This is a genomic window from Planctomycetota bacterium (assembly GCA_035384565.1).
Classification (GTDB): Bacteria; Planctomycetota; PUPC01; order DSUN01; family DSUN01; genus DAOOIT01.
In genome coordinates this window covers 21,390-45,802 of sequence record DAOOIT010000047.1, presented here as the reverse complement: position 1 = coordinate 45,802, position 24,413 = coordinate 21,390, and the positions used below count along the sequence as shown (strand labels likewise).

Here is a 24,413-nt window from a genome sequence, read left to right as displayed (position 1 = left end):
ACCTCCCGCGGGTTGCGAACCCGCGGGAGGTTGGGGTTGGACGCGGGAGCGTCCGAAGATTCGCCCCCACGCGGAGCGTAGGGGCGAGAAAGAGAAGATGACGGAGCGTAGGGGCGAGAGGGGTCAAGAGGTGTGGAATCGCACCAGAGAGGATGCCACATTCAAGAGAGGGCCTGAATTGCCATACGGCCGGGGTGAGTTGGGGGCACTTCTCGGAAGGCGCGCGCAGGAGACTGGCGCTCAGCAACTTCAGACATCGCAACCGCCTCCTGGGCAACCAGCGCTTCCCGCCCGATGGAACATTCCGGCACGCTTTTCGCATGGCTTGGAACGGCGCGCCTCCGAGCCCCGCCCATCACGGTTGGGGCTCTCCGCAAATGACCGTTCCGCTCGCGTTTATGCCACCCTGCGCCCGTAGCGCACGGCAAGCTTTTCATGCGGGCTCCGGCACGCGGTTAGCTACGTGAACACCCAGAGGGGCTTGCATCGGGCGGTGACCGGCGCCGCTCGGGCAGAGGGTGTTGCAGAGGCCGTTCGATGGTTGTAAGATGCGCACTCGCCGTGGCGCTGGTTGCGAGCCTGGCTGCCGCCCGGGTATGCTCGGCCGGCATGGCGGCCTCCGCCCACGACTTCAGCAGCCAGGGCTGGTCAAGGGGACAGGTGTGCAACGCCTGCCACACGCCCCATCACGCCGACACGAGCGTCCCCGGCGCCCCGCTGTGGAACCACCAGACCACCACGGCAAGCTACACCCTCTACTCCAGCCCCACCCTCGACGCCACCGTGCGGCAGCCCGAGCACTACGGCTCGAAGCTCTGCCTGAGCTGTCACGACGGCACCGTGGCGGTGGACAGCTTCGGCGGCGCCACGGGCACTACGTTTGCCACCGGCAAGGCGCTGATCGGCACCGACCTCCGCGGCACCCACCCCATCGGCCTCACCTACGACGCGGCTCTCGCCAGTGTGGACAAGGGGCTGTTCAACCCCGACTCGAAGACCACAGCGCTGGGGGGCACCATCACCAAGGACCTGCTCTTCGGCACCGGCAACCTCGAGTGCGCCTCATGCCACGACGTCCACAACTCCGTGAGCGCGGGCAACTCCCACCTCCTGCGGATCACGGTGGATGGCAGCGCCCTTTGCCTCACCTGCCACAACAAGTAGCCGACGGCCCGGTAGCTGCGGTCCCGCGTGCCACACTCCCGGGAGCCGCGCCGGCGCGGCAGGAGGCGGCGCCATGAACACCCCGGCACCCCGTCGCGACAGCTTCCTCGGGCGACCCGTCGGCGCGGCCAGATGTCGAAGGGCGATAGCGCCCGCCCTCGCCCTGGCGCTCGCCGCCGGGTGCGGGGCGCCCAGGCCCACGCCCCAGCCCCCCGTCTTCTACCCCCCTGCGCCCGAGGCGCCGCGCATCCAGTTTCTGTGCAGCCTGAACTCCTCGGCCGACGTCACGCCCACCCCGGGCGCGTTCGCCCGGTTCCTCCTCGGCGACGACCGGCTGCGGAGCGCCACCCGCCTCGTGCGCCCCTACGGCCTGGCCTTCTGGGAGCACCGCCTCTATGTGTGCGACTCCGGCTCGCGCCAGGGGGTGGTCTTCGACTTCGCCCTCCGCGAGTGCCGCACGTTCGGCCGCGAGGGCCTGTTCCGCTTCGGCCAGCCGATCAACATCAGCGTCGGCCCCGACGGCGAGAAGTACGTCACCGACACGGTGCGCGGGCAGATCGTGGTGTTCGACCGCGACGACAAGCCCCTCCGGGCGCTCGGCCGCCCCGGCGAGCTCAAGCCCTGCGACGCCGTGTGGCACCAGGGCGAGCTCTACGTGGCCGACCTCAAGAGCAACTCGATCCAGGTGCTCGACCCCCAGAGCGGCCGCGTGCGGCGCCAGATCGGCGCCAGCGGCAGCGGCCTCGGGCAATTCGCACAGCCCACCAACCTCGCGTTCGGCCCCGACGGCCTCCTCTACGTCAGCGACACCCTGAATGCCCGCGTGCAGGTGCTCGAGCCGTCGGGCCAGGTGGTGCGCTCCGTCGGCACGCTGGGCCGCGGGCTCGGCCAGATGGTGCGGCCCAAGGGCATCGCGGTGGACCGCCAGAGCCGGCTCTACGTGTGCGACGCCGCCGCCGAGGTAGTGCAAGTGTTCGACGCCGAGGGGCGGCTCCTGATGTTCCTGGGCGGCCCCGGGCCTGGGCGCGGCACCCTGGCGTTGCCCGCGAAGGTGGCCATCAGCTATACTGGCATCGAGCACTTCGTGGGGCACGCGGCGCCCGGATTCCAGATCGAGTACCTGCTCTTCGTGGGCAACCAGCTCGGCCCCGACAAGATCAACGTGTACGGCTTCGGCGCAAACAAGGGCGGGGCGCCGGCCGCGCCAGCCCCCGCGGGGCCGGCCGGGCCGCCGCCCGTGCAGGTTCCGAGGTAGCTCCGGGCGCGCCCGCGCCTTCTTGAGGCCCGAGGATGACGCACCGCCCCCCCCATCTCCTCACGCTTCTCGGGGCCATCGCCGCTGCCGCCGCGCTGGGGGCCTTCGCGTGCACCCCGGAGTCGCGGCACCGGGTCCTCACGTTCTTCTTCGACGGCGTGCCGCCTCTTCACCCCGAGCCCGAGCCGGGCGCCGCCGCGGGCGCCGCGGCCAAGGCCACCACCGCCCAGGGCGTGGCGCAGGCCGCCGAACCGCCGCGCGTCACCTGGCCCGAGCACAAGCCCACCCTCGACAAGAAGCTGTGCGGCACGTGCCACGACCGAAACGCCTCCTTCGCCATCGTGAAGCCGCTCACCGAGCTCTGCGTGTCGTGCCACGAGCCCACCCTGCGCGAGTTCCCCCGCATGCACGGCCCCGTGGCGTTCGGCGACTGCGCCGTGTGCCACGTGGCCCACGCCTCGCGCTACAAGCACCTCCTGCGCGAAGAGGCCCCGGGCCTCTGCTTCCGGTGCCACGACCGCACCCCCGAAGGCGCCAAGCCGCACCCCTGCCCCAGGCCCTCCGACCAGGCCGCCTGCCTCACTTGTCACGACGCCCACGGCGGCACCGACGTGCACTTCCTCCTCGACCGCCAGGGCAAGGGCCCGCGCGGCGGCGCCCCTCCTGAGCCTCCCAAGCGGGAGGGCAGCTAGCCGTGCGGCGACTCGGCACGACGCTCCTACTCCTGGCCCTCCCAGCCGCCGTCTCCGCCGGCGCGCGCGGCGCCCAGGAAGGCTTCCGCCTCCTGGGCATCCGCAGCTTCGAGTCCGATCTCGAGCTCCAGACCCTCTACGAGAACCGCCAGTACACCGAGAAGGCGGGCAACACGACCCGCGAGTTCACCCAACTGAGCTTCCACGAAATCCTCACCCTCGGCTGGCGCGGCTACGTCTACCACCCCCGCCTGCTCGAATTCGCCGCCACCTTCGCCTTCGACGTCGAGCAGAGCCAGGCCGTAACCAAGCTGCCCGGCGACACCCAACGCGACTCGATCAACGACATCTCCCCGCTCTACTCGATCAGCGGCACCTTCCTGCCCCAGCACCCCGTCTCGCTCAGCTTCGCGCTCCAGAAGAGCCGGGCCTACGCCGCACGCGAATACGGCGGCTTCACCGTGGTGGACACCGAGTACCAGCAGGCCCAATTGAACATCAAGAACGACCTCTTTCCCACGCAAGTCTACGCCTCGCACCAGCGCACCGACGAGGTCACCCGCGGCGCAGACGAGAACCGCACCGACGAGGAGAAGACCGCAGGGTTCGTCATCCACAACACCTTCGGCAACTCCAACTCCACCCTCAGCTACGAGCATAAGGACAGGACCCAAACCATCGGCCGCCCGATGACGGCACAGCCGGAGTTCAAGGGCCACTACGTCACCGACCAGTGGGACTTCGATAACCGCCTCCAGTTCGGGCGCGACGGCTTCCACTCCCTCGCCTCGCACCTCAGCCACCGCGAAGAGACCGGCACCTCCCCCTCCACCCGCTCCAGCATTGACGAGGGCCTCCACCTGCGGCACGCGCCGAACCTCGCCAGCGACTACTCCCTGCGTTACTCCCGCGACACCGTCGGCTCCACCCAGTCCGACATCCTGTCAGGCCGCGCCGCCCTCACTCACCGCCTTTTCAAGAGCCTCACCACCACCGCCGAAGTCCACGGCTCCGACGAGAGCTTCGGCAGCTCGGGGCGCGACATACGCGGCGGCTCCCTCACCCTCAACTACGTCAAGAAAATCCCCCACGGCACCCTCTTCCTCGACCTGGGCGCCGGCCGCGAGTACACCGACGAAACCGGCGGCGGCACCATCCGCCCCATCCTCGACGAGGGCCACACCCTCACCGACGGCGTGCCCGAGTTCCTCAACAACTTCGACGTGTTGGCCGGCACCGTCTTCGTCACCGACGGCACCAACACCACCATCTACCTGCTCGACGTGGACTACCGCCTCATCCCCCAGGGCCGCCGGCTCGAGATCCGCCGCATCCCCGGCGGCCTCATCCCCAATGGCGGCACCGTGCTGGTAGACTACTCCTACCAGGTGGGCACGCCCATCTCCTTCACCACCCTCGACCGGCGCGTCAACCTCCGCCTCGACCTCTTCGGCTTCCTCTCCCTCTATGGCGGCGTGCGCGACCGCGACCAGAAGCTCCGCTCGGGCATTGACCAGGGGCGCCTTGAGAACCTCCGCGACACCCTCGTCGGCACCGCCATCCGCATGGGCCCCGCCACCCTCACCCTCGAGCACGAAAACTACGACAGCAACCTCTCGCCCCACGTCACCGACAGCGCCCAACTGGCCGTGAGCCAGGCGCTCGGAAGAACCCAAACGATCAGTGGCAACGCAACGGTGCGCAGGGTATCATATGGAAATGAGGGCGGCGACTCGAGGTTCCGCACCGTGTCGGTCACCTACACCTCCGCGCCCCTGCCTCAGACCTCCTACACCCTCACCCTGGGCCGTGATATGCAGGACGACAGGGGATTCTCGTCCAGCTACACCTATGCCCGAGCCGAGGTCAGCCACCGCATCCGCGCCGTCGAGATCGCCCTCTCCCTGCGGCTCAGCGAGCGCGACGACGATTACTCCAACGAGCGAGTCAACTACATGTTCCTCACCATCCGCCGCCGCTTCTGATCAGTCAGGAGGCCTGCCTATGCGACTCTCGACTCGATTTCTCACCTTCGTGGTGGGCTTCTCGGCCCTGGCCGCTCTGGGCGCTCAGCCCGACGCGCCCCACGGCAACGCCCCCGGCACCACCATGCAACGCATCCACCAGCGCATCCAGGAACTCCAGGCCGTATGCAAGCAGGACGCCAAGTCCTGGGATGCCCGTGTGGAACTGGCGCAGATCTACCTGCGGTTCGGCTACGGCGAGCGCGCGGCGCCTCTGCTCGAGGAGGCCATCGCCCTCAAGCCCGACCACGCCGCCACCCTCGCCCTCTCCGCCGAGGCCCTCTGCCAGCTCAAGGAGTACGACAAGGCCATCGAGCGCTGGAAAAAGGCCCAGGAACTCGACCCCACCAGCAAAGAGATCCCCTCGCGCATCGCCTGGGCGCAGAAGCGCCGCCAGGAAGACGCCCGCCTGGCCGAGCTGGACGCCATCCTGGCCAAGACGCCCGGAGACCGCGACGCCCTGGTGGCCCGCGCCACGGCACGCGTCGTGCGCGAGGAATGGCCGGCCGCCCTCGCCGACGGCGAAGCCCTGCTCAAGGCCAAAGCCAACGACCCCGACGGCCTGGGCATCGCCGGCCTCGCCCACTACCGCCTGGGGCACGTGGACGATGCCATCCGCCTCTGGACCGCGCTGGCCAGCGTGGACGCGGCCCACGCCGGCCCCTACCTGGTCTGGCTCGAGCAGGCGAAGGCGCAGAAGTCCACCTACGACGAGTTGGCGGCCGTCGAGGCGAAACTCCGCGATGCCCCAGGCGACGGCGCGCTGCGCTTGCGGGCAGGCCAACTGAACTCGAAGCTCAACAAGTGGCATGACGCCCTCCGCCACCTGGCCGAGGCCGTGCGCCTGATCCCCAAGGACCCTGCCGCCCACCGGGCCTATGCCATCGCCCTCTCCAGGGCCGGCATGATGGACGAGGCGGTGAAGGAACTCGAAATCTGCGTGAAGCTGGAGCCTGGGAATGCCGAACATGCCAAGCTCCTCGCCTCGATGAAGAACCTGCGCGACATGCACCGCTCGATGAAGAAGGGCACCGAGAAGTGATGGGGCGCGGGCGAGCCACGCCGTCGAGGATGGGCTCGCCGGCACGAGAATTGCTCTGTACACGGCACCGCGTCTCCGATTGGCAGGGGCACATAGCGATGGCCATGCGCGTGGCAACGCACCTGCGAGGGACCCTGCCAGGGCGCTGCGCCCTGGGTGTGGCGGCGGGCCTGGCGGCGATGCTCGGCTGCGCGGCCCCGCCGGCTCACCCGTGGGCCCCGCCGAAGCGCCCCCTCGTCTGGCCGTTGCCGCCGGACCCGCCCCGGATTCGCTACGAAGGGGCGATCACGGCGGGGCAGGCATTCCGGTTCGCCACCCGCACGGGCTGGCGCGTGTTCGACTGGCTGGCGGGCGCGCGACGAGTGGAACTCTCGACGCCGCACGGGCTGTGCGTCGGGCGCGGCCTGCTGGCCTTCACCGACTCGGGGCGCCCGGCCGTGCACGTGGTGAACCTGGCCGAGAGGCGCTACAAGGTGATCGAGGCCGTGGGCGACACGCGGCTGCGCTGTCCGATCGGGCTGGCGATTGCGGAGGATGGGGCGCTGTTCGTATCCGATTCCGCACTGGCCCGGGTCTTCTGCCTGTCGGCCGATGGCCGGCCGCTGGGCGAGGTAGAGGCCAAGTTCGTGCGGCCCTCGGGCGTCGCCTACGACGCGGCCCGGCGGCGGCTGCACGTGGTGGACTCCGGCGCCCATGTGGTGAGCACCTTCGAGCGTGCGGCGGAAGGCTGGCGCCTGGTGCACACGCTGGGGGGGCGGGGCGAGGAGGCCGGAACGTTCAACTTCCCCACGCATGCGGCCGTGGACCGCGCGGGAACGCTGTGGGTGACCGACTCGCTGAATCATCGCATCCAGTTCTTCGACGCCGAGGGGAAGCGCCTGGGCGCGTTCGGCCAGGCGGGCGACGGCACGGGCGACTTCGCCAAGGCCAAGGGCATCGCCCTGGACTCCGAGGGGCACGTCTACGTGGTGGACTCCCTCTACGACGTGGTGCAGGTGTTCGACCGGCAGGGCCGGTTCCTGCTGGCGTTCGGGGGCAGCGGCAAGGAGGAGGGCCTCCTGTGGCTGCCGACCGGGCTGTGCACCGATGACGAGGATCGCATCTATGTCTCTGACACAGGCAACTCGCGCATCCAGGTGTTCCAGTACCTGCGCGCGGAGCCGGCCCAGGGGCCGCAGGCTCCGTGAACGCGCCAGTCTGACGCTCGCGCTTCTGCTCGGGCTCGTCTCGACGGCCCTGGCCGGCAGCATCGTGAACACCCCCCACAACCTGTCGGTCACGGGGCCGGGGCCGATCAAGTCGCCCACCGAGAAGCAGATCTGCATCTTCTGCCATACGCCGCACAACGCCGACCCGCGCGCGCCGCTGTGGAACCGCGACCTGGACGCCGTGCGCAACTACGTGATGCCCACCAGCCCCACGCTCCAGGCCTACGGGGCGGGGGGGCTTCAGCCCGATGGCTCGTCGAAGCTCTGCCTGAGCTGCCATGATGGGACGATCGCCCTCGGGGCCGTGCGCAGCCGGGACACCGAAATCCCCGTCAGCGGCGGCCCGATGCTTCAGCCAGGGCAGAAGGGCTACCTGGGCACCGACCTCTCGGGCAGCCACCCGATCTCGTTCGTCTACGACGATGCGCTCGCGAGCCGGAACAACGCCGCAGGCGACATGCCCCTGCGCTTCCCCTCGACGCTCACGGACCCCGACGTCAAGCTCGACAAGCAGGGCAAGATGCAGTGCACGACCTGCCACGACCCCCACGACGACAGCAACTTCGGCGCCCCGGGGGTGCCGCACTTCTACGTCAAGCCATCCTGGAGCGGCACATGCCTGACCTGTCACGACCACTAGGACCACGCAGGACGCTCTTCCTGGCGCTGCTGGCCGCCGCCCTGCTCGCCTGGGGCGGCGCCGCCCAGGCCGGCGCCTTCGCCCAGGCCGCGCACGGCAACGCCACCCTGCTGCCGCGGGCCTGCGGCAGTTGCCACGTGGGCCACGGCCCGCCGCGCAGCCTCATGCTCCCGAGCGGAGCCGACGGCACCTGCCTCCAGTGCCACGGCGACGCCGCCGCGCGCGACGCGGCCAGGGCCAAGGGCCTGCTCACCCAGACCGAGGGCCTCGGCAATGTGGGCGCCGAGTTCCTGAAGATTTCGCACCATCCGCTCGGCAACAGCACGCAGTCGCTCCTGCGCATCCCGGTCCAGCGCGTCGCGGGGGGCGCTCCCGCCGCCCTCTCGACCGTGGCGTGCGTGGACTGTCACGACGAGCACTACCAGACCAAAGCCGCCAACGGCGGGCAACTCGACGTGACCAAGATCAGACAGATCGGCAACTCACGGCACGGCGACCGGCCCGAATACGAGCTGTGCTACAAGTGCCACGGCACGGGCGCGGCCAGCGCCGGGCGCGTGGACATTCAGCGCCTCGTGAACCCCGGCAACGCCTCCTATCACCCCGTGCAGGCCATTGGCAAGAACCCCAGCACGCCCAGCCTCATTCAACCCTACACCACGCAGAGCTACACCGCCTGCACCGATTGCCACGGGTCCGACCAGGCGAACGCCCCGCGCGGCCCCCACGGCTCGCTCTTCCGCCCGATCCTCAAGGCCAACTACAGCACCCAGGACGGCCAGGCCGAGAGCCTCAACCAGTACGCCCTCTGCTACCGGTGCCACAACCGGGCCACGGTGAACAGCGAGAGCCAGTCCAGCTTCCGCTACCACAAGAAGCACCTCGAAAAGCGCGCCTCGTGCCGCGCCTGCCACAACAGCCATGGCAGCGAGCAATACGCCCATCTGATCGACTTCGACACCACGATCGTCACCCCCAACAGCAACAACCAGCTCAACTACCAGAGCTCCGCCGGAAACCACGGCTCCTGCAACCTCCGCTGCCACGGCAAGAACCACGTGAACCTGGGGTACTAGCTCATGCGCCTCATCGCCCTGATCGCCGCCGCCCTGCTCTCGCTCGCCGGATGCGACTCCACCAGCACCCCCCAGTTGCCCGCCAAGGGTGTGCCGCAACTGCCCCCTCTGGCGGCCAAGGCCCAGGAGCTGGCGCTCCGGGAGATCGGCCTCCGCCAGCACCTCGCCGCCCACCCCGACGACACCAACGCGCGGCTCGCCCTGGCCAACCTCTACTACGACATGGACCGCCCGCACCGTGCCGTGCCGCTTTACCTGGCCGTGCTTCGGGAACGCCCCGAGGATCTCAGCGCACGCACGGATCTGGGCACCTGCTACAAGGAGATGGGCCACCTCGGCCAGGCCCGCATCGAGTACGAGCGCGTCCTACAGAAACACGCGGGACACGTCCAGGCCACCTACAATCTGGCCGTCGTGAACGAACTGACGGGCGACCGGGCCAAGGCCGCGGAGCTCTGGGAGCGGGTGGCGACACTGGCCCCCGGCACCGAGATCGCCAAGACCGCCGCCGCCCATGCCGCGGCCGCACGCCGCCCCGACCCCGAGACCGCCACCAAGGCCGCCAACCCCGAGGAGAAGGAACCAGGGAAATGACGACCCCGGTCCGCCACCCCCTGCCCTCCGCGCCCCTGGCGTTTGCCCTGGCCCTCGCGGCGCTGGCGGCGCGCGGGGCCGAGCCGCCCAAAGAGCTTGTGCCCAAGGCCCCGTGCATCAACGCCACGTGCCACGCGGGCTTTCCCCAGAAGAAGGAGGTGCACGGGCCCGTTGCCGCGGGAGAGTGCGCGAGCTGCCACGTGTGGAAGGACAACAAGCATGAGTTCAAGCTCGCCCGCAAAGGCACGGCCCTCTGCACCGAGTGCCACGACGACCTCATCTTCGCCAAGGACAAGCCCAAGGAGGCCGAGAAAGGCAAACAGGCGCTCGGCCCCGAAAAGGGCAAGGAGGAGTCCAGCTCCGAAAAGGGCAAGGAGGAGCCCAAAGCCGCCAGGAAGCAGGTCGTCCACGAGCCCGTCAGGGACGACTGTGCCACCTGCCACGACCCGCACGGCGGCGACACGACCAAGATGCTCACCGCCGGCGTGGTGAAGCTGTGCGAGACGTGCCACGACGAGGTCGTAGCCAAGGCCAGGGCCAAGACCAGCCGCTCCGTCCACTCGGTTGTGTTGGAGGGCAAGGCCTGCATGAGCTGCCACAAGCCGCACGTGAGCGACTTCGCCAAGCTGCTCAAGGCCAAGCCGATGGACGCCTGCCTGAGCTGCCACGACAGGACGCTCACCGTGGCGGCCGCAGGCCCCGCCGGCGCCGAGCCGGCCACGCGCACGATCCCAAGCATCAAAGAACAGCTCACCGCGAGGAAGCACGTCCATCCCCCTATGGAAGACAAGGACTGCGGCCTGTGCCACACCGCGCACGCGTCGAGCCACGTGTCGCTGCTCCTCGAGGAATACCCGCCCGGCTTCTACGCTCCGTTCGACCTCAAGTCCTACGCCCTCTGCCTCCAGTGCCACGAGAAGAAGCCCTTCACCGAAGAGAAGACCAAGGTGGCGACCGGCTTCAGGAACGGCACGCTGAACCTTCACTACCTCCACGTCAACAAGCCCGTCAAGGGCCGCACCTGCCGCGCCTGCCACGCCAGCCATGCCAGCGACCAGCCGCTCCAGATTCGCGACGCGGTGCCCTTCGGACGCGGCGGCTGGATGCTCCCGGTGCGGTTCGAACAGACCAAGACCGGCGGCTCCTGCGCCTCCGGCTGCCACGTGCCCAGGGCCTATGATCGCGAGCACCCCGTGGATTACACCGCTCCCGCCGCGCCGCCGAAGGGCGAGGCTCCGCCACCCCCGAAGGGAGCGCCTGAGGAACTGCCCAAGGAGACCCCCAAGGAATCCCTCAAAGAACCCCCCAAGGAATCCCCCAAGCAGGGGGCCCCGAAGGGGGAGCCTGTGAGTCCAAAGTAGGGCCGGGAGACACTGCCGCTTGTGGCCGGTCCACGGACGCGAGCCGACCTGGCCGCGTGTCAGGAGCGTCTGCCATGGCCTTTGCCGAGGGCTCTCGCCCTTTCCCGCTGATTGACGCCCACGACTGCCGCGAGGCTCTGACCCTCATGCTCGCTGCACGGGGCCGCGCCGTGCGGCGCGCCGCCAACGGGCGCGGGGGCCTGCGTTTCGCGAGCGAGGAACCGCCCGACGCGATCCCGCTCGGCCTCCACCTGCCCGCGGCGCACGGTGCCGAGGCGGCCCGCGCGGGTTCCGGCATAACACCCTTGGGAAGGGATCGCCTCCCATGACTGCCCCGTCCTCAGACGCCAGGGTCAGTTACGAACTGCCGTTGGTGGCGGACGGCGGGCCTGCGGCCCGGAGCGACGAACGCGCGTGCCTGCCCGAGAGCCTGCTGCTTCGACATGTGATGTGGGTGTGCCGCCTTCGCTGGATCGTCGTAGCCATCCTGGGCGTCTTCGGCGCCCTGGGGCTCGCATTGGGCAGCCTGGCCGAGCGCCTGGGGCTTCGGCCTCAGGGCTCTTGGCCGCTGGCGGCCGCAGCGGTTCTCGCACTGGCGAACCTGGCATTCGTGGCTCATGCCCGGCGAACTGCCCGGTCGCCCGGCTCGCGTGGAGCGCGCACGAATCTGTGGAGCCAGATTGCGGTGGACCTCCCTGTCCTGACCGTGGTCGTCCACCAGATGGGCAGCCTCGAAACCTACGTGCCTTTCGCTTATCTCTTTCATATTGTCCTGGCCTGCATCTTCTTCCCGCGCTCGTGGTCCCTGGCGGTCACTGCTGTGGCATGCGGACTGTACATCGCGTGCGTGACCCTGGAGGAGGCCGGCATCCTTCCCGCCGCGGGCCTCTATGCCGACGCCTCTCTGCGCGGCCTGCTGGACAACCTGCCCCACGTGCGCCTCTTCAACGTCGGCTGGGCCGTGCTCACGTGGCTCGTCGTGTGGTACCTGGCGTCCAGCCTGTCAGCGATGGTCCAGCAGCGCGACCACGAGCTGGCCGAGACCAACCGCCGCCTCGTGGTGGCGCAGCAGGAACGCATGCAGCACATGCTGCGCACCACCCATGAGCTCAAGGCCCCGTTCTCGGCCATCCACGCCAACGTGCAACTCCTGCTCCGCGGATACTGCGGCGAGATGACCCCGGCCGCACGCGACGTGTTGAGCCGCGTGTCCAGGCGATGCCAGCGCCTCGCCAGCGAGATCAAGGAGATGCTGCAACTGGCGAACCTCGAATCGAAGGCCCAGGAACCGCTGCCCTGCGCCGACCTCGACCTCGCCGAGGTGATCGCCGCGTGCATCGAGCAGGTGGGCCCCATCGTGGCGGAGCGCCAGGTGACGATCGAGGCCGACCTCCAGCCCGCCCGAACCACCGCCGCGGAGGAGCACCTCCAGATGCTGTTCGGGAACCTCCTGGCCAACGCCGTGGCCTACTCGCACCCGGGCGGCCCTGTGCGCATCGAGTGCCGGCCGCTAGGCAATGGCGGAGCCCAGGTGGTCGTCGAGGACCATGGGATCGGCATCCGTCCCGAGAAACTCGCCAGGGTCTTCGAGCCCTACTACCGCACCGACGAGGCCGTGCGGCACAACCGCGAATCCACCGGCCTCGGCCTCGCCATTGTGCGAACGGTGGCGCAGACCTACGGCATCCGCCTGCGAATCGAGAGCGCGCCGGGTGAAGGGACCCGATGTGTTCTCGCCTTCCCACCCACGGGCCGCCGCCTCGCGCCGTCGCGTGAGAGAAAGGAGTCTGACCATGGCCTACCTGCTGATCGTGGACGATGACGAGGATTTCGCCAGCGCTGCCGCGATGACCCTGCGTGCCTCGGGCCACGAGGTGGACATTCTGCTGGAGACCACCGACGCGCTCAGCCGCATGAAGGCTCGCACGCCCGACCTCGTGGTCCTGGACGTGATGTTCCCCGAGAGCAGTTCGGCCGGCTTCGACCTCGCCCGCGAGATACGCGACGCGGGCCAGCCCGTCGCGAAGGTCCCCATCCTCATGCTCACCGCGGTCAACCAGAAGTTCCCCTTCGGGTTCAGCGCGAGCGACATTGACGACCACTGGATGCCCGTGCAGGACTTTCTCGAGAAGCCCGTGGACATTGCCGTGCTGTGTCGCAGGGTCAATGACCTGTTGGCCAGGGCAACCTGACGGGGTTGTTGGGCACTCCCTCGTGGATGGAACGAGGCTCCGGCCGCCGGAAGCGCCCGCCGCGCGGCAGGGCAGGGGTTCTCCACTTGATTCCCCGGGCCTAATATAGACAATGAGAGCGTCGCGCGAGCCGTACGGCGCGCGCGGGTACGCCCGACGGGTCCCGTGCATGTGGAGAACCTCACCGCCATGACCGAGTCGCCCAAGGCGGCAATGGCAGACCCCGCCGAGACTGAGCGGGTGCTCGCGCGTGTGAAGGCGGCGCGCCAGACCATCGTCGCGGAGCTCCGCAAGGTCATCGTCGGCCAGGACGACCCGATTGACCAGGTGCTCGTGACGATGTTTGCCGGCGGCCACTGCATGATCCAGGGCCCGCCCGGCACAGCGAAGACGCTCCTGGCCACCTGCGTCGCCCGGGTGATGGACCTCTCGTTCAAGCGCATCCAGTTCACGCCCGACCTGATGCCCAGCGACATCTCCGGCACGGAGATCCTCGAGGAGGACCAGACGACCGGCCACCGGGTGCTGAAGTTCGCCAGGGGCCCCGTGTTCTCGAACATCGTGATGGCCGACGAGATCAACCGCACGCCGCCCAAGACCCAGGCCGCGCTGCTCGAGGTCATGCAGGAGCGGCAGGTGACCCTGGGCGGCCGCACCTATCCGCTGCCCGAGCCTTTCTACGTGATCGCCACGCAGATCTCGCTGGAGCAGGAGGGCACCTACCCGCTGCCCGAGGCGCAGCAGGACCGGTTCATGCTCACCATTTCGATGAACTACCTGCCCGAGAAGAGCGAGGCGCAAGTGGTGCGACGCTCGACGGGCGCCGAGGCCGTCGAACTCCAGAAGGTCATCGGCGCGGCCGATCTGCTGGCCTTCGCCCAGGCGGTGCGGCAGGTGAAGCTGCCGCCGGCGCTGAGCCGCTACGTGGTGGACCTCGTGGCCTCGAGCCGCCCCACGGTCGAAGGCTGCCCCGATTTCGTCAGAGAGTACGTGGCCTGGGGCGCCGGCCTGCGCGCGAGCCAGAACATCGCCCTCGCCGCCAAGTCGGCCGCCGCGCAGGACGGCCGGGCCACGGTCGAGCCGCGGGACATCCGCCAGGCCATCGTGCCGGTGATGCGCCACCGCATCGGCCTGTCGTTCCGGGCCGAGGTGGACCGCGTGTCGGTCGAGGACGTCATCCGCAGGCTGATCGAGGCCTGCCCCGAACCCCCGAGCCACTGAGGGATGCTATGGCAACCGAAGCGACCGCGGCCCCCGCGCACGCCCACCTGCTGGCGACGCTCTGCGAAGGCCGCGAGAAAATCCTCCGCGAGATTCGCAAGGTGATCATCGGGCAGGACGCCGTGGTGAACGACGTGGTGGCCGCGTTCTTCGCCGGCGGGCACTGCCTGATCACCGGCGTGCCCGGCCTGGCCAAGACGCTGCTCATCTCGAGCCTCGGGCGGGCGATGGACCTCACCTTCCGCCGCGTGCAGTTCACGCCCGACCTGATGCCGGCCGACATCACGGGCACCGAGGTGTTGGAGGAGGATCGCGCGACCGGCAGCCGCAAGCTCGTCTTTCGCCCCGGCCCCATCTTCACCAATATCCTGCTGGCCGACGAGATCAACCGCACGCCGCCGAAGACCCAGGCGGCGCTGCTCGAAGCCATGCAGGAGCACCAGGTGACCGTGAGCGGCTCCACCTATCCGCTCCAGGAGCCGTTCTTCGTCCTGGCCACGCAGAACCCCATCGAGCAGGAGGGCACGTATCCGCTGCCCGAGATCCAGCAGGACCGCTTCATGTTCAGCCTGCTGATTGACTACCTGCCGAAGGCGCAGGAGATCGAGGTCATTGACGCCACGACGAGCGCCGCCGGGGCGCAGCCCGAGGTGTGCATGACCGGCGGCGAGTTGATCGAATACCAGCGTCTCATTCGCCGGATCCCCGTGGCCGAACCGGTGATCGCCTATGCCGTGTCGCTCGCCGCACGCAGCCGCCCGACCGAGGCGGGCGCGCCCGACTTCATTCGGGACTATGTTTCGTGGGGCGCCTCGATTCGAGCATCGCACTACCTGGTGCTGGGGGCCAAGGCGCGCGCCGCGCTCGCCGGCAGGCCCCACGTGTCGGTGCAGGACGTGCAGTCGGTCGCCTTCCCCGTCCTGCGCCACCGCATCATCACGAACTTCCGCGCGGAGTCCGAAGGCATCAGCTCCGAGGAGATCATCCGGCGGCTGCTGGAGGCCGTGTCGCCGCCGAGATCGGGGCTGTGAACGACCTGCCTCCGGCGGGCCGGTCGCACGTGCCCGACCCGTCGGACGCCTCTGACGGGTCCGTTGCTTCGACGGGTGGTCCGGGCTAGGAACTGAGCGGGTGCTGCGATGGCCAAGAGCCCGTATCTCGATTTCGACGTGATCGCGCGGATCAGCAACATGCAGCTCCTCGCGAAAGTGGTGGTCGAGGGATTCATCCTCGGCCTGCACCGCAGCCCCTATCGCGGCTTCTCCGTGGAGTTCGCCGAATACCGCCAGTACACGGCCGGCGACGAGATCAAACACATTGACTGGAAGGTCTACGGCAAGACCGACCGCTACTACATCAAGCAATTCGAGGAGGAGACGAACCTCACGTGCCACATCCTGCTCGACTCGTCGGGCTCGATGGCCTACAAGTCGCGGGAGACCGGCCTCTCGAAGCTCCAGTACGGCTCGTGCCTGGCCGCGTGCCTTTCCTATTTCATGATGCGGCAGCGCGACGCCACGGGCCTCACGGTGTTCGACACGAAGGCGCGGTTGATGCTGCCGCCGCGCACCCGCCAGTCGCACCTCCATCGCATTCTCACCGAACTCGACCACCTGGCGCCGGGCGGCGAGACCAACGTGGCCGGCCCGTTGCACGACCTGGCCGAGAGCCTCAAGCGCACCGGGCTCATCATCCTCATCTCCGACCTCCTCGACGACCCGCAGAAGGTGCTCTCGGCCCTCCAGCACTTCCGATTCAAAGGCCACGACATCATCGTGTTCCAGGTGATGGATGACGCGGAGCTGACCTTCCCCTTCGACACGATGACCGAGTTCACGGACCTGGAGACGAATGAGAAGCTACTCGTGGCCCCCGAGGGCATCAAGCCCGTCTACATGGCCGAGTTGAAGCGCTTTCTTTCCTCGTATGAGAAAGGCTGCGCCGACCTGAAGGCGGATTACAAGCTGTTCGACACCCGTACGCCGCTGGAACTCGGCTTGAGCGAGTACCTGCACCGGCGAAGCCAGATGAACTGAGGGAATGGACGAGATGGACGGTGTGGACAAGATGGATGGTATGGACAAGATGGATGGTCACGGGATTCCGCCCCACGTCTATCGTGTCCATTGTGTCCATCGCCCCTTGTCCATTTCTTCTAAGCCGGAACGAACCTCATGGATTTCCTGAACCGCTACTTCCTGATCGGCCTGCTGGGCGCGGCAGTGCCGATCCTCATCCACCTCCTGACGCGCGACCGCGTTCGGCGGGTGGCGTTCTCGACGTTGCGGTTCTTTGCGAACGTCTCGCGCAACGTGTTGCGACGCAAGCGAATCTACGAGATGATCCTGCTGGCCATGCGCACGGCGGCCTGCGCCCTGCTCGCTGTCGCGTTCGCGCGGCCGTTTCTCGCGTCGGGCGACGGCGGGGCCGGCGCCCTGTTCACGCCAGGCACGGCTCGAGCCATCGTTGTGGACCTCTCGGCCTCGATGGGCCGCGAGGGGCTGCTCACGCCCCTGCGCGAGGAGGCCCTCACCGCGCTCAACTCCCTGAGCGAAGGCAGCGACGCGGCGGCGCTCGTGACGTTCGCCGACGCGCCGCGCGTCGAGGCGCCCTTCACCCGCCGCCTGGGCGAGGTGCGGGCAAAGCTCGAGGGCATCGCGCCCACGCACAGCGGCACGCGCATCGCCGCGGCCGTTCAGCAGGCCGACACGCTGCTCCGCGCCGTCAAGGCCCGCGCCAAGGAGGTCATCCTCATCTCGGACCTTCAGCGGACCGGCTGGACCGACTTCGAGGGCGACTGGAAGCTGGCGCCCGGCGTGCGTCTCATCGTGCGGCCCGTGCAACCGAAGGAAGGCTCGGGCGGCGTGGCGATTGTGGAGGCCGACACGCCCCAGAGCGTGGCGCTGAGCCGCACGCCGCGCACCCTGGCCGCCCGCGTGGCCAACTTCTCGCGGGCCGAGGCGCGCGACGTCGAGGTCGCCCTTTCGATGGGGGGCAAGGAGGTCGCCGCGCAGAAGGTCAGCCTGCGCCCCGGGGCACGAATGCCGGTGCGCTTTCGCCACGTGTTCGACACGGCGGGCGACAACCCCGGCTCGATCCGCATCAAGGCTGATGCAGCCCCGACGGGAGGCCAGGAGTTCTGGTTCAACGTGCGGGTGATCCCGCGCATCCCCGTGCCGATCCTGAACGGGCGGCCGACCACGAGCCCGATGACCGATGCGGCGTGGTTTCTGGCGAAGGCCCTGGCGCCGGGCGACGACGCGCCCTTTGTGGCCAGGAGCCTGGACGCGGGGAAGGCGCTGCCCGAGGAATTGCAGGACGCCCGCGTGGTGATCCTAGCCAACGTGGGCGAGGTGGCGCCGGCCATCCACAACGCACTGGCCGCGCTGCTCCAGCGGGGCGGCGGCCTGCTCTTTCTGCCGGGCGACCGCGTGGACGCCGAGACGTTCAACCGCTCGCTCGGCGACCTGGCGCCCTGCAAGCTGCGGCGCATCATCGCCCCTGCCGCCCGCGCCGACGAGCGGGCAGAGATTGGCATCGCCCGGGTGGACTATGACCACCCGATCTTCGAGATCTTCCAGCGCCCGCATCACGGCGACCTCTCGACCGCGCGGTTCACCCAGTTCTGGGAGGTCACCGACTCGCAGCTCTCGCGCGTGCTCGCCCGGTACGACGATGGGCGTCCCGCGCTGCTTGAACGGTCGATCGAGGCGGGCACCTCGATGATGCTCACCAACCCCGCCGACCTCCAATGGAGCAATCTGCCCCTGCGGGCGATCTTCCTGCCGCTGCTTCACCAGGCAGTGCGCTACCTGGCCGTGCGCACGGAGGGCCGCACCGCCTTCCGCGTCGGCGAGCGCCTGCCGGTGCCCGAGGGCCACACCCTGCGAGGGCCGGACGGCAAGCCCGTGGCGGCGGCCGATGCCATTGCCGCGCGGCCTGGCCTCTACTCGGTCGAAGCGAACCTTCCACAGGCTTCGAACCCGCGGGAGGTTCGCCCCGTCTTCCAGTTCGCTGTGAACTGCGACCCTGCGGAGGCCGACCCGGCGGCTGTCGAGCCGCAGGAGATCATCGCCGCTCTGGAGCGCGTGCAGGGCGAGGTGGTCGCCGGCGAAGAGGCGGCCGAGACGGCCAGGCGGCCAGGTCGCGAGGACGAGGCGGGGTTGTGGTGGTATGTGCTCCTGGCCGTTGCGGCGCTCTCGGTGGGCGAGTTGGCCCTCGGGAGCCGCGCGACGCGCCATTAGCCAGCCGGAGTAAGCAGAGATGAACGACTACGCTCACGTGGCCAAACGGCTCCACACGGTGCGGCGCGCGTGGAAGCGCGCGGCGGCGCTTGCGGGGCTGGCCGTGGTGGTGCTCGAGTCCACAGGCATCTTCACTGTGGCTCTGCTGCTTGACGTGTTGTACCGCCCACGCCCGCCGGTGCGGGTGGGCATCTTCGCGTTGGCCGCCGCGGCGCTGGCCTATCTGCTGGCTCGGAACGTCGTGGCGCCCCTGCTGCGGCGCATTGGCGATCCGCAACTCGCGCTGTACGTGGAGGAGCACGACCCACGCTTCGAGGGCGCGCTCGTAGCAGCGGCCGAATTCCGCGACAGCCAGTTCCTCTCGGCTCAGGAGGCGGGCCTCGTGGAGGCCATCATCGCGTCGGCCGCCGCGCGAGCCGAGCGGCTCGATCTGCGCCAGGTGATTGACCTCGGCCGCTTCCGCAAGTACGGCGTCGCCGCCGCGGCCGCGCTTCTCAGCTATCTCGTGGCCGGCATCAGCTTCCCGTCGGCGGTCGGCCATCACGCCGTCCGCGTGCTCAAGCCGTGGGAGCCGACGCAGGAGGATCGCCCCGCGGTCGAGGCGCCGCCCGAGGTCCGGCCGCCCATCGCCTTCACCTTGTCGCGTCAGGACACGAGCCTGCTGCGAGGCACGCCCTTCGACCTCGAGGTGACCCTCTCGCGGGCCGCCGATGCGCCTGTGTTCCTGCATTTCCGTTCGCTGGCCGAAGAGCAGGCGCAGACCCGATGGCGCCACCTGCCCATGGCGGAGATCGAGAAGCTCAACGGCTTTCGCATCGTCATCCCCGACGTTAATGAGGAGATGGAGTTCTTCGTCGCGGCGGGCGAAGATCGCTCGGCGACCCACCGCATCAGCGTTTACGACCCGCTGGCCATCGAAGGCATTGAGGTGGTCACCCGGTTTCCCGATTACCTGAAGCTGGCCGAGCGCAGGGAGGTGCAGGTCACCGGCGATGTGGCGGCGCCGATCGGCTCGCGGATCACCGTGCGCATCCTCACCAACCGGCCTCTCGCCGAGGGGGTCCTCGAATGGGAAGGTGGGCCGAAACAGCCTCTGGCCATTGACGGAGAGAAGAAGACTTCGGCCTCCGCCACTTTCGAGCTGACCAAGGATGCCTCCTACGTGTTCCGCGTGCGCGACATTACGGATCAGCGGGGCGAGAGCCCGGCCCCCGCCGTGGTGAAGGCCCTGCCCGACAAGCCGCCGACCGTGGAACTCACGCACCCGACCGAGACGGTGGACCTCATTCCCCTCGGTGAGATCATGGCGCTGGCGACTGCGGCCGACGACTTCGGCATCGAGGGCGTGGACTTTGTGTACATGCGAGCGGGCGAGGAGAGCCCCAAGGAGATCCGCGTGCCGATGCAGGTGGACGGGGGCGCAGGCGTCCCGCCTGTGGCCGCCAGGGCCACGCTCAACTTCCGCCTGGAGGATATTCGCCCTGCGGCTCAGCCCGAGGAGGTCATCGCCTACTACCTCGAATCGCGCGACCGCAAGGGGCAGAAGGCTGTCTCCGACATCTACTTCATCACGGTCATCCACTACGAGACGTGGGCCACCTGGACCACCGAGCCGATGGAGGAGGGGCAGGAGGAGACCCGCAGCCTCGAGCCCATCTTCCGCGCCGCCTGGCACATTCACACGCAGAGGGAGGTGCTCGCTCCCAACGACTACAACCGCCAGACCGAGGAACTCGCGGCGGCGATGGTGGACCCGCAGACCAACCAGCTCTTCACCTACGCCAAGAGCCACGACCCCGCCAAGCAGGAGAACCTGCGGCGCGTCGCCGAGTACGTGGCCAAGGGCCACCAGGCCCTGCTCGCGCACGACACGGGCAAAGCGGTGGACGCCTTCCGAGTCGCTCTGGCCGAGATCGCGAAGATTGACGTGACGGAGGAATTCGCCCAGGTGGTGCCCCAGGGCGCCGTGCCGATGTCGAACGAGCCGCTCAAGCAGCTTGCGCTCATCGAGGCGGCTCGCGTGCAGGCCGAAGCGGCTCAGATGCAAATGAACGCTCCGCCCCAGCAGAGTCAGGAGAACCAGCGCGAACTGGCCCGCCAGGCCGAACGGGTGGCCGCCGAGGCGCGCGACCTCGAGCAGCGGCAGGCGGAGATCGTGCGCGAAGCTGCCGAGCAGGCGCAGGCGGCCACGCCGCCCAAGGAGGGTGAGCCCCAGCCCAAGGGCGGCGAGAACCGCGAAGCCGGCGGCGCACTCGCCGAGAAACAGGAGAACGTCGCGCGGGAGGCCCGCAAGGCCGGCCAGGAGGCCACGCAGGACCCCGCCGCGCAGACCGACCCAACCCTCGCCGAGATGGCGCGCAAGCTCGGCCGAGCGGCCGCCGACATGCAGGCGGCCGCGGCCAAGATGCGCACGGGCCGAATCGAGCAGGCCGTGCCCGAGGCCGAGCGCGCCCGCCAGACGCTCCGCGAGATACGCGACGCCGCTGACCGCGTGTCGCAGACGAAGCTCGAGCGCGCTCTGGACGAAGCGGAGGCGCGGCTCGAACGTCTGGTGGACCGCCAGCGGCAGGCCCGCGCAGCCAGCGAAGCGCTCGACCGAGCCGCGCCCAAGGACCAGCAGCCCGACGCCGCCCAGCAGCGCGACTTCCGCGCGGCGGCCTCGGACCAGGTGCGCCTCAAGACCGAACTCGGCGAGGCCGTGAAGAACGTCAAGGAACTGCGCGGGTGGGCCGAGGGCAGCGCCCGGCCCGAGACCGCGAAGCACATTGAGCAGGCCGATCGCGAGCTGGTGCGCGGCCGCGCGGACCAGAAGATGGCCAACGCGGTCGTCGAACTGGCCGCCCAGCGCGCAGCCAAGGCGGCCGGCGAGCAGAAGCAGGCCGAGGAGACCCTCCAGAAGGCCCTGGAGGGCATCCGAGCCGCCAACGACAGCCTGGCCTCCGACATCGAGAGCGAGCTGCGGCGCGCCCGGAACGAGGCCCAACGGATCGAGAAGGCCATCGAGCGAATTGACCCCAAGCAAGGCGCCGAGGCGGAGCCCAAGGGCCAGGGCGATGAGCCCAGGGAAGCGGCGTCGCGCGAGGCGGCCGAGCAGGCGGCGCAGGCCGCCTATGAGATCAAGCGCTTCGCCAAGCACCTCGAGAACCGCGAATTCGCCGAGCCGCAAGACACCGAGTTCCTCAGGCAATCGGCCCAAGACCCCCAGAGACTCGGCCAGAGCCTGGCGAAGGACGGCGAGAGGCGGGGCGAGGTGCTGCGCGTCGTGCGGCGCGTGCGCAACAAGCTCGAAGCCGAGTACGAGGCCAAGGTCGAGGCCAAGAAGCTCTTCGCCGCCCAGCGCGAGGAGTGTCCGCCGCAGTACCGTGAGCTGGTGAACAAGTACTACGAGGCCCTCTCGGAAGCGAGGAAGTGAACCTGTTCGAAGCGCTCCTCAAGTACCCCGCTCACGACTACGCGGTCGGCCGGCTTGTGTTCCTCAGCCGCATTCCGGGCGAGGTGCGGCTGTTCGTGCTGGCGGGCCTCGTCGCCCTGGCATGGGGGTTGTACCGCAGAGTGGCCGGGCGCATGCCGAAGCGCATGAACCGCCTTCTCCTCGGCCTGCGCGTGGCCGGTGTGGCGCTCCTGATGTTCCTGCTGGGAGTCCCTGCCCTTCGCTTCCGCAGCCCCAGGCCGAGCGGGGTGTTCACGGCGGTGATGGTGGACACGTCGCGCTCGATGTCTATCGAGGACATTCCGACGGCGAAGGGCAACCAGAGCCGCCTCGCCGCCGCGCAGCAGGTGCTCCTCGCCAGCGGCACGCCCGACGACCCCGGCCTGCTCCTCACGCTCGAACGCGGCTCGAACGTGCTGGCGTATGCCTTCGATGCCCAGGCGACGCGGGTGGGCGACGTCGAACGCCTCAAAGCCCAGGGCCAGCAGACCAATATCTTCCGCTCGGTCCGGGACGTGGATTCGGACCTGCGCTCGGTGCCGCTGGCTGCCGTGGTGATGCTCACGGACGGCTGCCGGAACACGGGCGGCGAGCCCGACGAGGCGGCCCGCCTGCTCGAAGCGCGTGGCACGCCGCTCTACATCGTCGGCCTGGGGAACCCGAACCCGCCCAGGGACTACGAGGTCATGCAGGTGTTCGCCCCGCGCCGCGTGCGGCGGAACGCCGAAGTCGAGGTCTACGCCACCGTCCGCCACACCGATCTTGCGGAGCCGTTCGAGATTCGCATCAGCCGTGGCGACACGCCGCTTGTCTCGAAACACGTTGAGCCGGCCAAGGGCACCGACCTCACGAGCCTTCGCCTCGCCTTCACCCCCGACCACGAGGGCACGGCGACCTACCGGCTGGCTGTGCCTGCCGCGGAGGGCGAGAGCATCACCGACAACAACGCGCGCGAGTTCACGATCCAGATTCAGGACGATCGCCTGCCCGTGCTCTACATCGAGGGCAGCCCGAGGCTCGAGTACCGGTTCCTGCGCCGCGCGCTCTTCCGCGACCGCGACTTCCGCCTCGTGGGGCTCCTGCGGCTGGCGTCCGACCGCTTCTATGTGCAGGGCGCCAGCGAGGCCGAGGCGTTCCTCGAGAAAGGCTTTCCCGAAACCCGCGAGCAGCTCTTCCGTTTCGAGGCCGTCCTCCTGGGCGACATCGAGGCGAGCCATTTCACCGTGCCCCAGCTCGAACTGCTAGAGGACTTTGTGCGCGAGCGCGGCGGCGGCCTGCTGATGCTGGGCGGGGTCAACTCGTTCGGCCTCGGCAAGTACGCGGGCACCCCCGTGGGCAAGGCCCTGCCGCTCGAGATTTCGCCGGCCGACCCTGCCTACTCGGAGGAGCGCTTCAGCGCCATCGTGACGCCGGAGGGGCTGAAGCACCCGGTGATGCGCTTGTCGCCCGACCCCGATGCGAACCGCCGCCTGTGGGAGAAGGCCCCGCCGCTGCTTGGCCTCACGCCGGTGCGCGGGGTGAAGGCAGGCGCCCAGCTCCTCATCGCCAGCGGAGACGGCCGCCGGCCCGTCCTCGCCGTGCAGAACTACGGGGCGGGACGCGTCGCCGCCTTCACCTCGGGCGGGTCGTGGTACTGGCAGGTCTCGAGGCCGGCCGACGACGAGTTCCACGAGAAGTTCTGGAAGCAGCTCGTCCGCTGGCTCGCCGTGGGTGCCAAGGAACAACTGACACTGGAGACTGATGCCGACATCTACGCGCGGCGGAGCCCCGTGAATATCCGCGCGACCGTGCTGGGAAGGGACCTGCGCCCTGTCAACGACGCAGCGGTCGTGGCCGCTGTCACAGACCCCTTCGGCAACACGGAGGAGGTGCCGATGGACTGGGTGCTCACGCAGGAGGGAGTCTACCAGGCGCGCTACGTGCCGAACGAGGAGGGCGAGCACCAGGTGGCCGTTCGCGTCGAGGGCTGGAAAGACCGTTCGGCCACGGCCGGGTTCCTGGTGAGCGAGCCGCTGATCGAGTTCACCGACGCGGGGCTGAAGGAGCCGCTGCTGCGCCAGATGGCGGCGACGGCCAGAGGCCGCTATTTCACCTTGGCCGAGGCGCGCGATGTGCCCAAGGCCGTCGAGAGTGCCGTCAGTGCGGCCCGCCTGGCCGGCGTGAAGCCGCACGATCAGGAGATCTGGGACGCGCCGTTCTTTTTCATCGCGCTCTTGGCTATAATGGGGAGTGAGTGGTTCCTCCGACGCCGATCCGGTCTGGCTTGAGGC

Annotated in this window: 19 protein-coding genes; all 19 read left to right on the top strand. The window is 69.1% G+C overall.

From position 1 onward, the window contains the following. Positions 1–537: 537 nt before the first annotated feature. The 19 genes from PLE19_16660 (at position 538) to PLE19_16570 (ending at position 24,410) form a co-directional block, all read left to right on the top strand. Complete coding sequence (locus PLE19_16660; protein ID HPD16587.1) at positions 538–1,164, top strand: cytochrome c3 family protein; 627 nt, start codon at positions 538–540, stop codon at positions 1,162–1,164. 73 nt (positions 1,165–1,237) lie between these two features. Further along, on the top strand, positions 1,238–2,419 hold the full coding sequence (locus PLE19_16655) for a hypothetical protein (protein HPD16586.1): 1,182 nt from the start codon (positions 1,238–1,240) through the stop codon (positions 2,417–2,419). Positions 2,420–2,454: 35 nt separating this feature from the next. Further along, the gene (locus PLE19_16650; protein HPD16585.1) at positions 2,455–3,111 is read left to right on the top strand and encodes a cytochrome c3 family protein; all 657 of its coding nucleotides are present in this window, start codon (positions 2,455–2,457) and stop codon (positions 3,109–3,111) included. Positions 3,112–3,113: 2 nt separating this feature from the next. Further along, entirely contained in the window at positions 3,114–5,096 is a 1,983-nt protein-coding gene (locus PLE19_16645; GenBank protein HPD16584.1) for a hypothetical protein, read from the top strand. A gap of 19 nt (positions 5,097–5,115) precedes the next feature. Beyond that, positions 5,116–6,177 (top strand): tetratricopeptide repeat protein, encoded by a 1,062-nt coding sequence (locus PLE19_16640; protein ID HPD16583.1) that lies wholly within the window; start codon positions 5,116–5,118, stop codon positions 6,175–6,177. Positions 6,178–6,275: 98 nt separating this feature from the next. After that, entirely contained in the window at positions 6,276–7,364 is a 1,089-nt protein-coding gene (locus PLE19_16635) for a 6-bladed beta-propeller (GenBank protein ID HPD16582.1), read from the top strand. Positions 7,365–7,428: 64 nt separating this feature from the next. Continuing rightward, entirely contained in the window at positions 7,429–8,025 is a 597-nt protein-coding gene (locus PLE19_16630; protein ID HPD16581.1) for a cytochrome c3 family protein, read from the top strand. Continuing rightward, a complete protein-coding gene (locus tag PLE19_16625) occupies positions 8,001–9,101 on the top strand; it encodes a cytochrome c3 family protein (GenBank protein ID HPD16580.1) in 1,101 nt (366 codons plus the stop codon). Before PLE19_16630 ends, PLE19_16625 begins: the two co-directional genes overlap by 25 nt. A 3-nt stretch (positions 9,102–9,104) precedes the next feature. Beyond that, on the top strand, positions 9,105–9,695 hold the full coding sequence (locus PLE19_16620; GenBank protein ID HPD16579.1) for a tetratricopeptide repeat protein: 591 nt from the start codon (positions 9,105–9,107) through the stop codon (positions 9,693–9,695). Then, positions 9,692–11,056, top strand: a complete 1,365-nt coding sequence (locus tag PLE19_16615; protein HPD16578.1) for a cytochrome c3 family protein — start codon at positions 9,692–9,694, stop codon at positions 11,054–11,056. The genes PLE19_16620 and PLE19_16615 overlap by 4 nt, the downstream gene beginning before the upstream one ends. Before the next feature lie 74 nt (positions 11,057–11,130). Further along, entirely contained in the window at positions 11,131–11,385 is a 255-nt protein-coding gene (locus PLE19_16610; protein HPD16577.1) for a hypothetical protein, read from the top strand. Further along, complete coding sequence (locus PLE19_16605; GenBank protein HPD16576.1) at positions 11,382–12,878, top strand: HAMP domain-containing sensor histidine kinase; 1,497 nt, start codon at positions 11,382–11,384, stop codon at positions 12,876–12,878. The genes PLE19_16610 and PLE19_16605 overlap by 4 nt, the downstream gene beginning before the upstream one ends. Then, complete coding sequence (locus PLE19_16600; protein ID HPD16575.1) at positions 12,850–13,248, top strand: response regulator; 399 nt, start codon at positions 12,850–12,852, stop codon at positions 13,246–13,248. Before PLE19_16605 ends, PLE19_16600 begins: the two co-directional genes overlap by 29 nt. A 189-nt stretch (positions 13,249–13,437) precedes the next feature. Further along, positions 13,438–14,469: an AAA family ATPase gene (locus PLE19_16595; GenBank protein HPD16574.1), complete on the top strand. Its 1,032-nt coding sequence runs from the start codon at positions 13,438–13,440 to the stop codon at positions 14,467–14,469. Between the two features lie 8 nt (positions 14,470–14,477). Further along, positions 14,478–15,500 carry an AAA family ATPase gene (locus tag PLE19_16590; protein ID HPD16573.1) on the top strand — a complete coding sequence of 341 codons (1,023 nt, stop codon included), beginning with the start codon at positions 14,478–14,480 and terminating at the stop codon, positions 15,498–15,500. Between the two features lie 108 nt (positions 15,501–15,608). Continuing rightward, on the top strand, positions 15,609–16,505 hold the full coding sequence (locus PLE19_16585) for a DUF58 domain-containing protein (protein HPD16572.1): 897 nt from the start codon (positions 15,609–15,611) through the stop codon (positions 16,503–16,505). A 138-nt stretch (positions 16,506–16,643) separates the two neighbouring features. Further along, on the top strand, positions 16,644–18,713 hold the full coding sequence (locus tag PLE19_16580) for a BatA domain-containing protein (GenBank protein HPD16571.1): 2,070 nt from the start codon (positions 16,644–16,646) through the stop codon (positions 18,711–18,713). Between the two features lie 19 nt (positions 18,714–18,732). Continuing rightward, complete coding sequence (locus tag PLE19_16575; protein HPD16570.1) at positions 18,733–22,125, top strand: hypothetical protein; 3,393 nt, start codon at positions 18,733–18,735, stop codon at positions 22,123–22,125. Further along, positions 22,122–24,410 (top strand): glutamine amidotransferase, encoded by a 2,289-nt coding sequence (locus PLE19_16570; protein ID HPD16569.1) that lies wholly within the window; start codon positions 22,122–22,124, stop codon positions 24,408–24,410. Before PLE19_16575 ends, PLE19_16570 begins: the two co-directional genes overlap by 4 nt. The last annotated feature ends 3 nt before the right edge of the window (positions 24,411–24,413 follow it).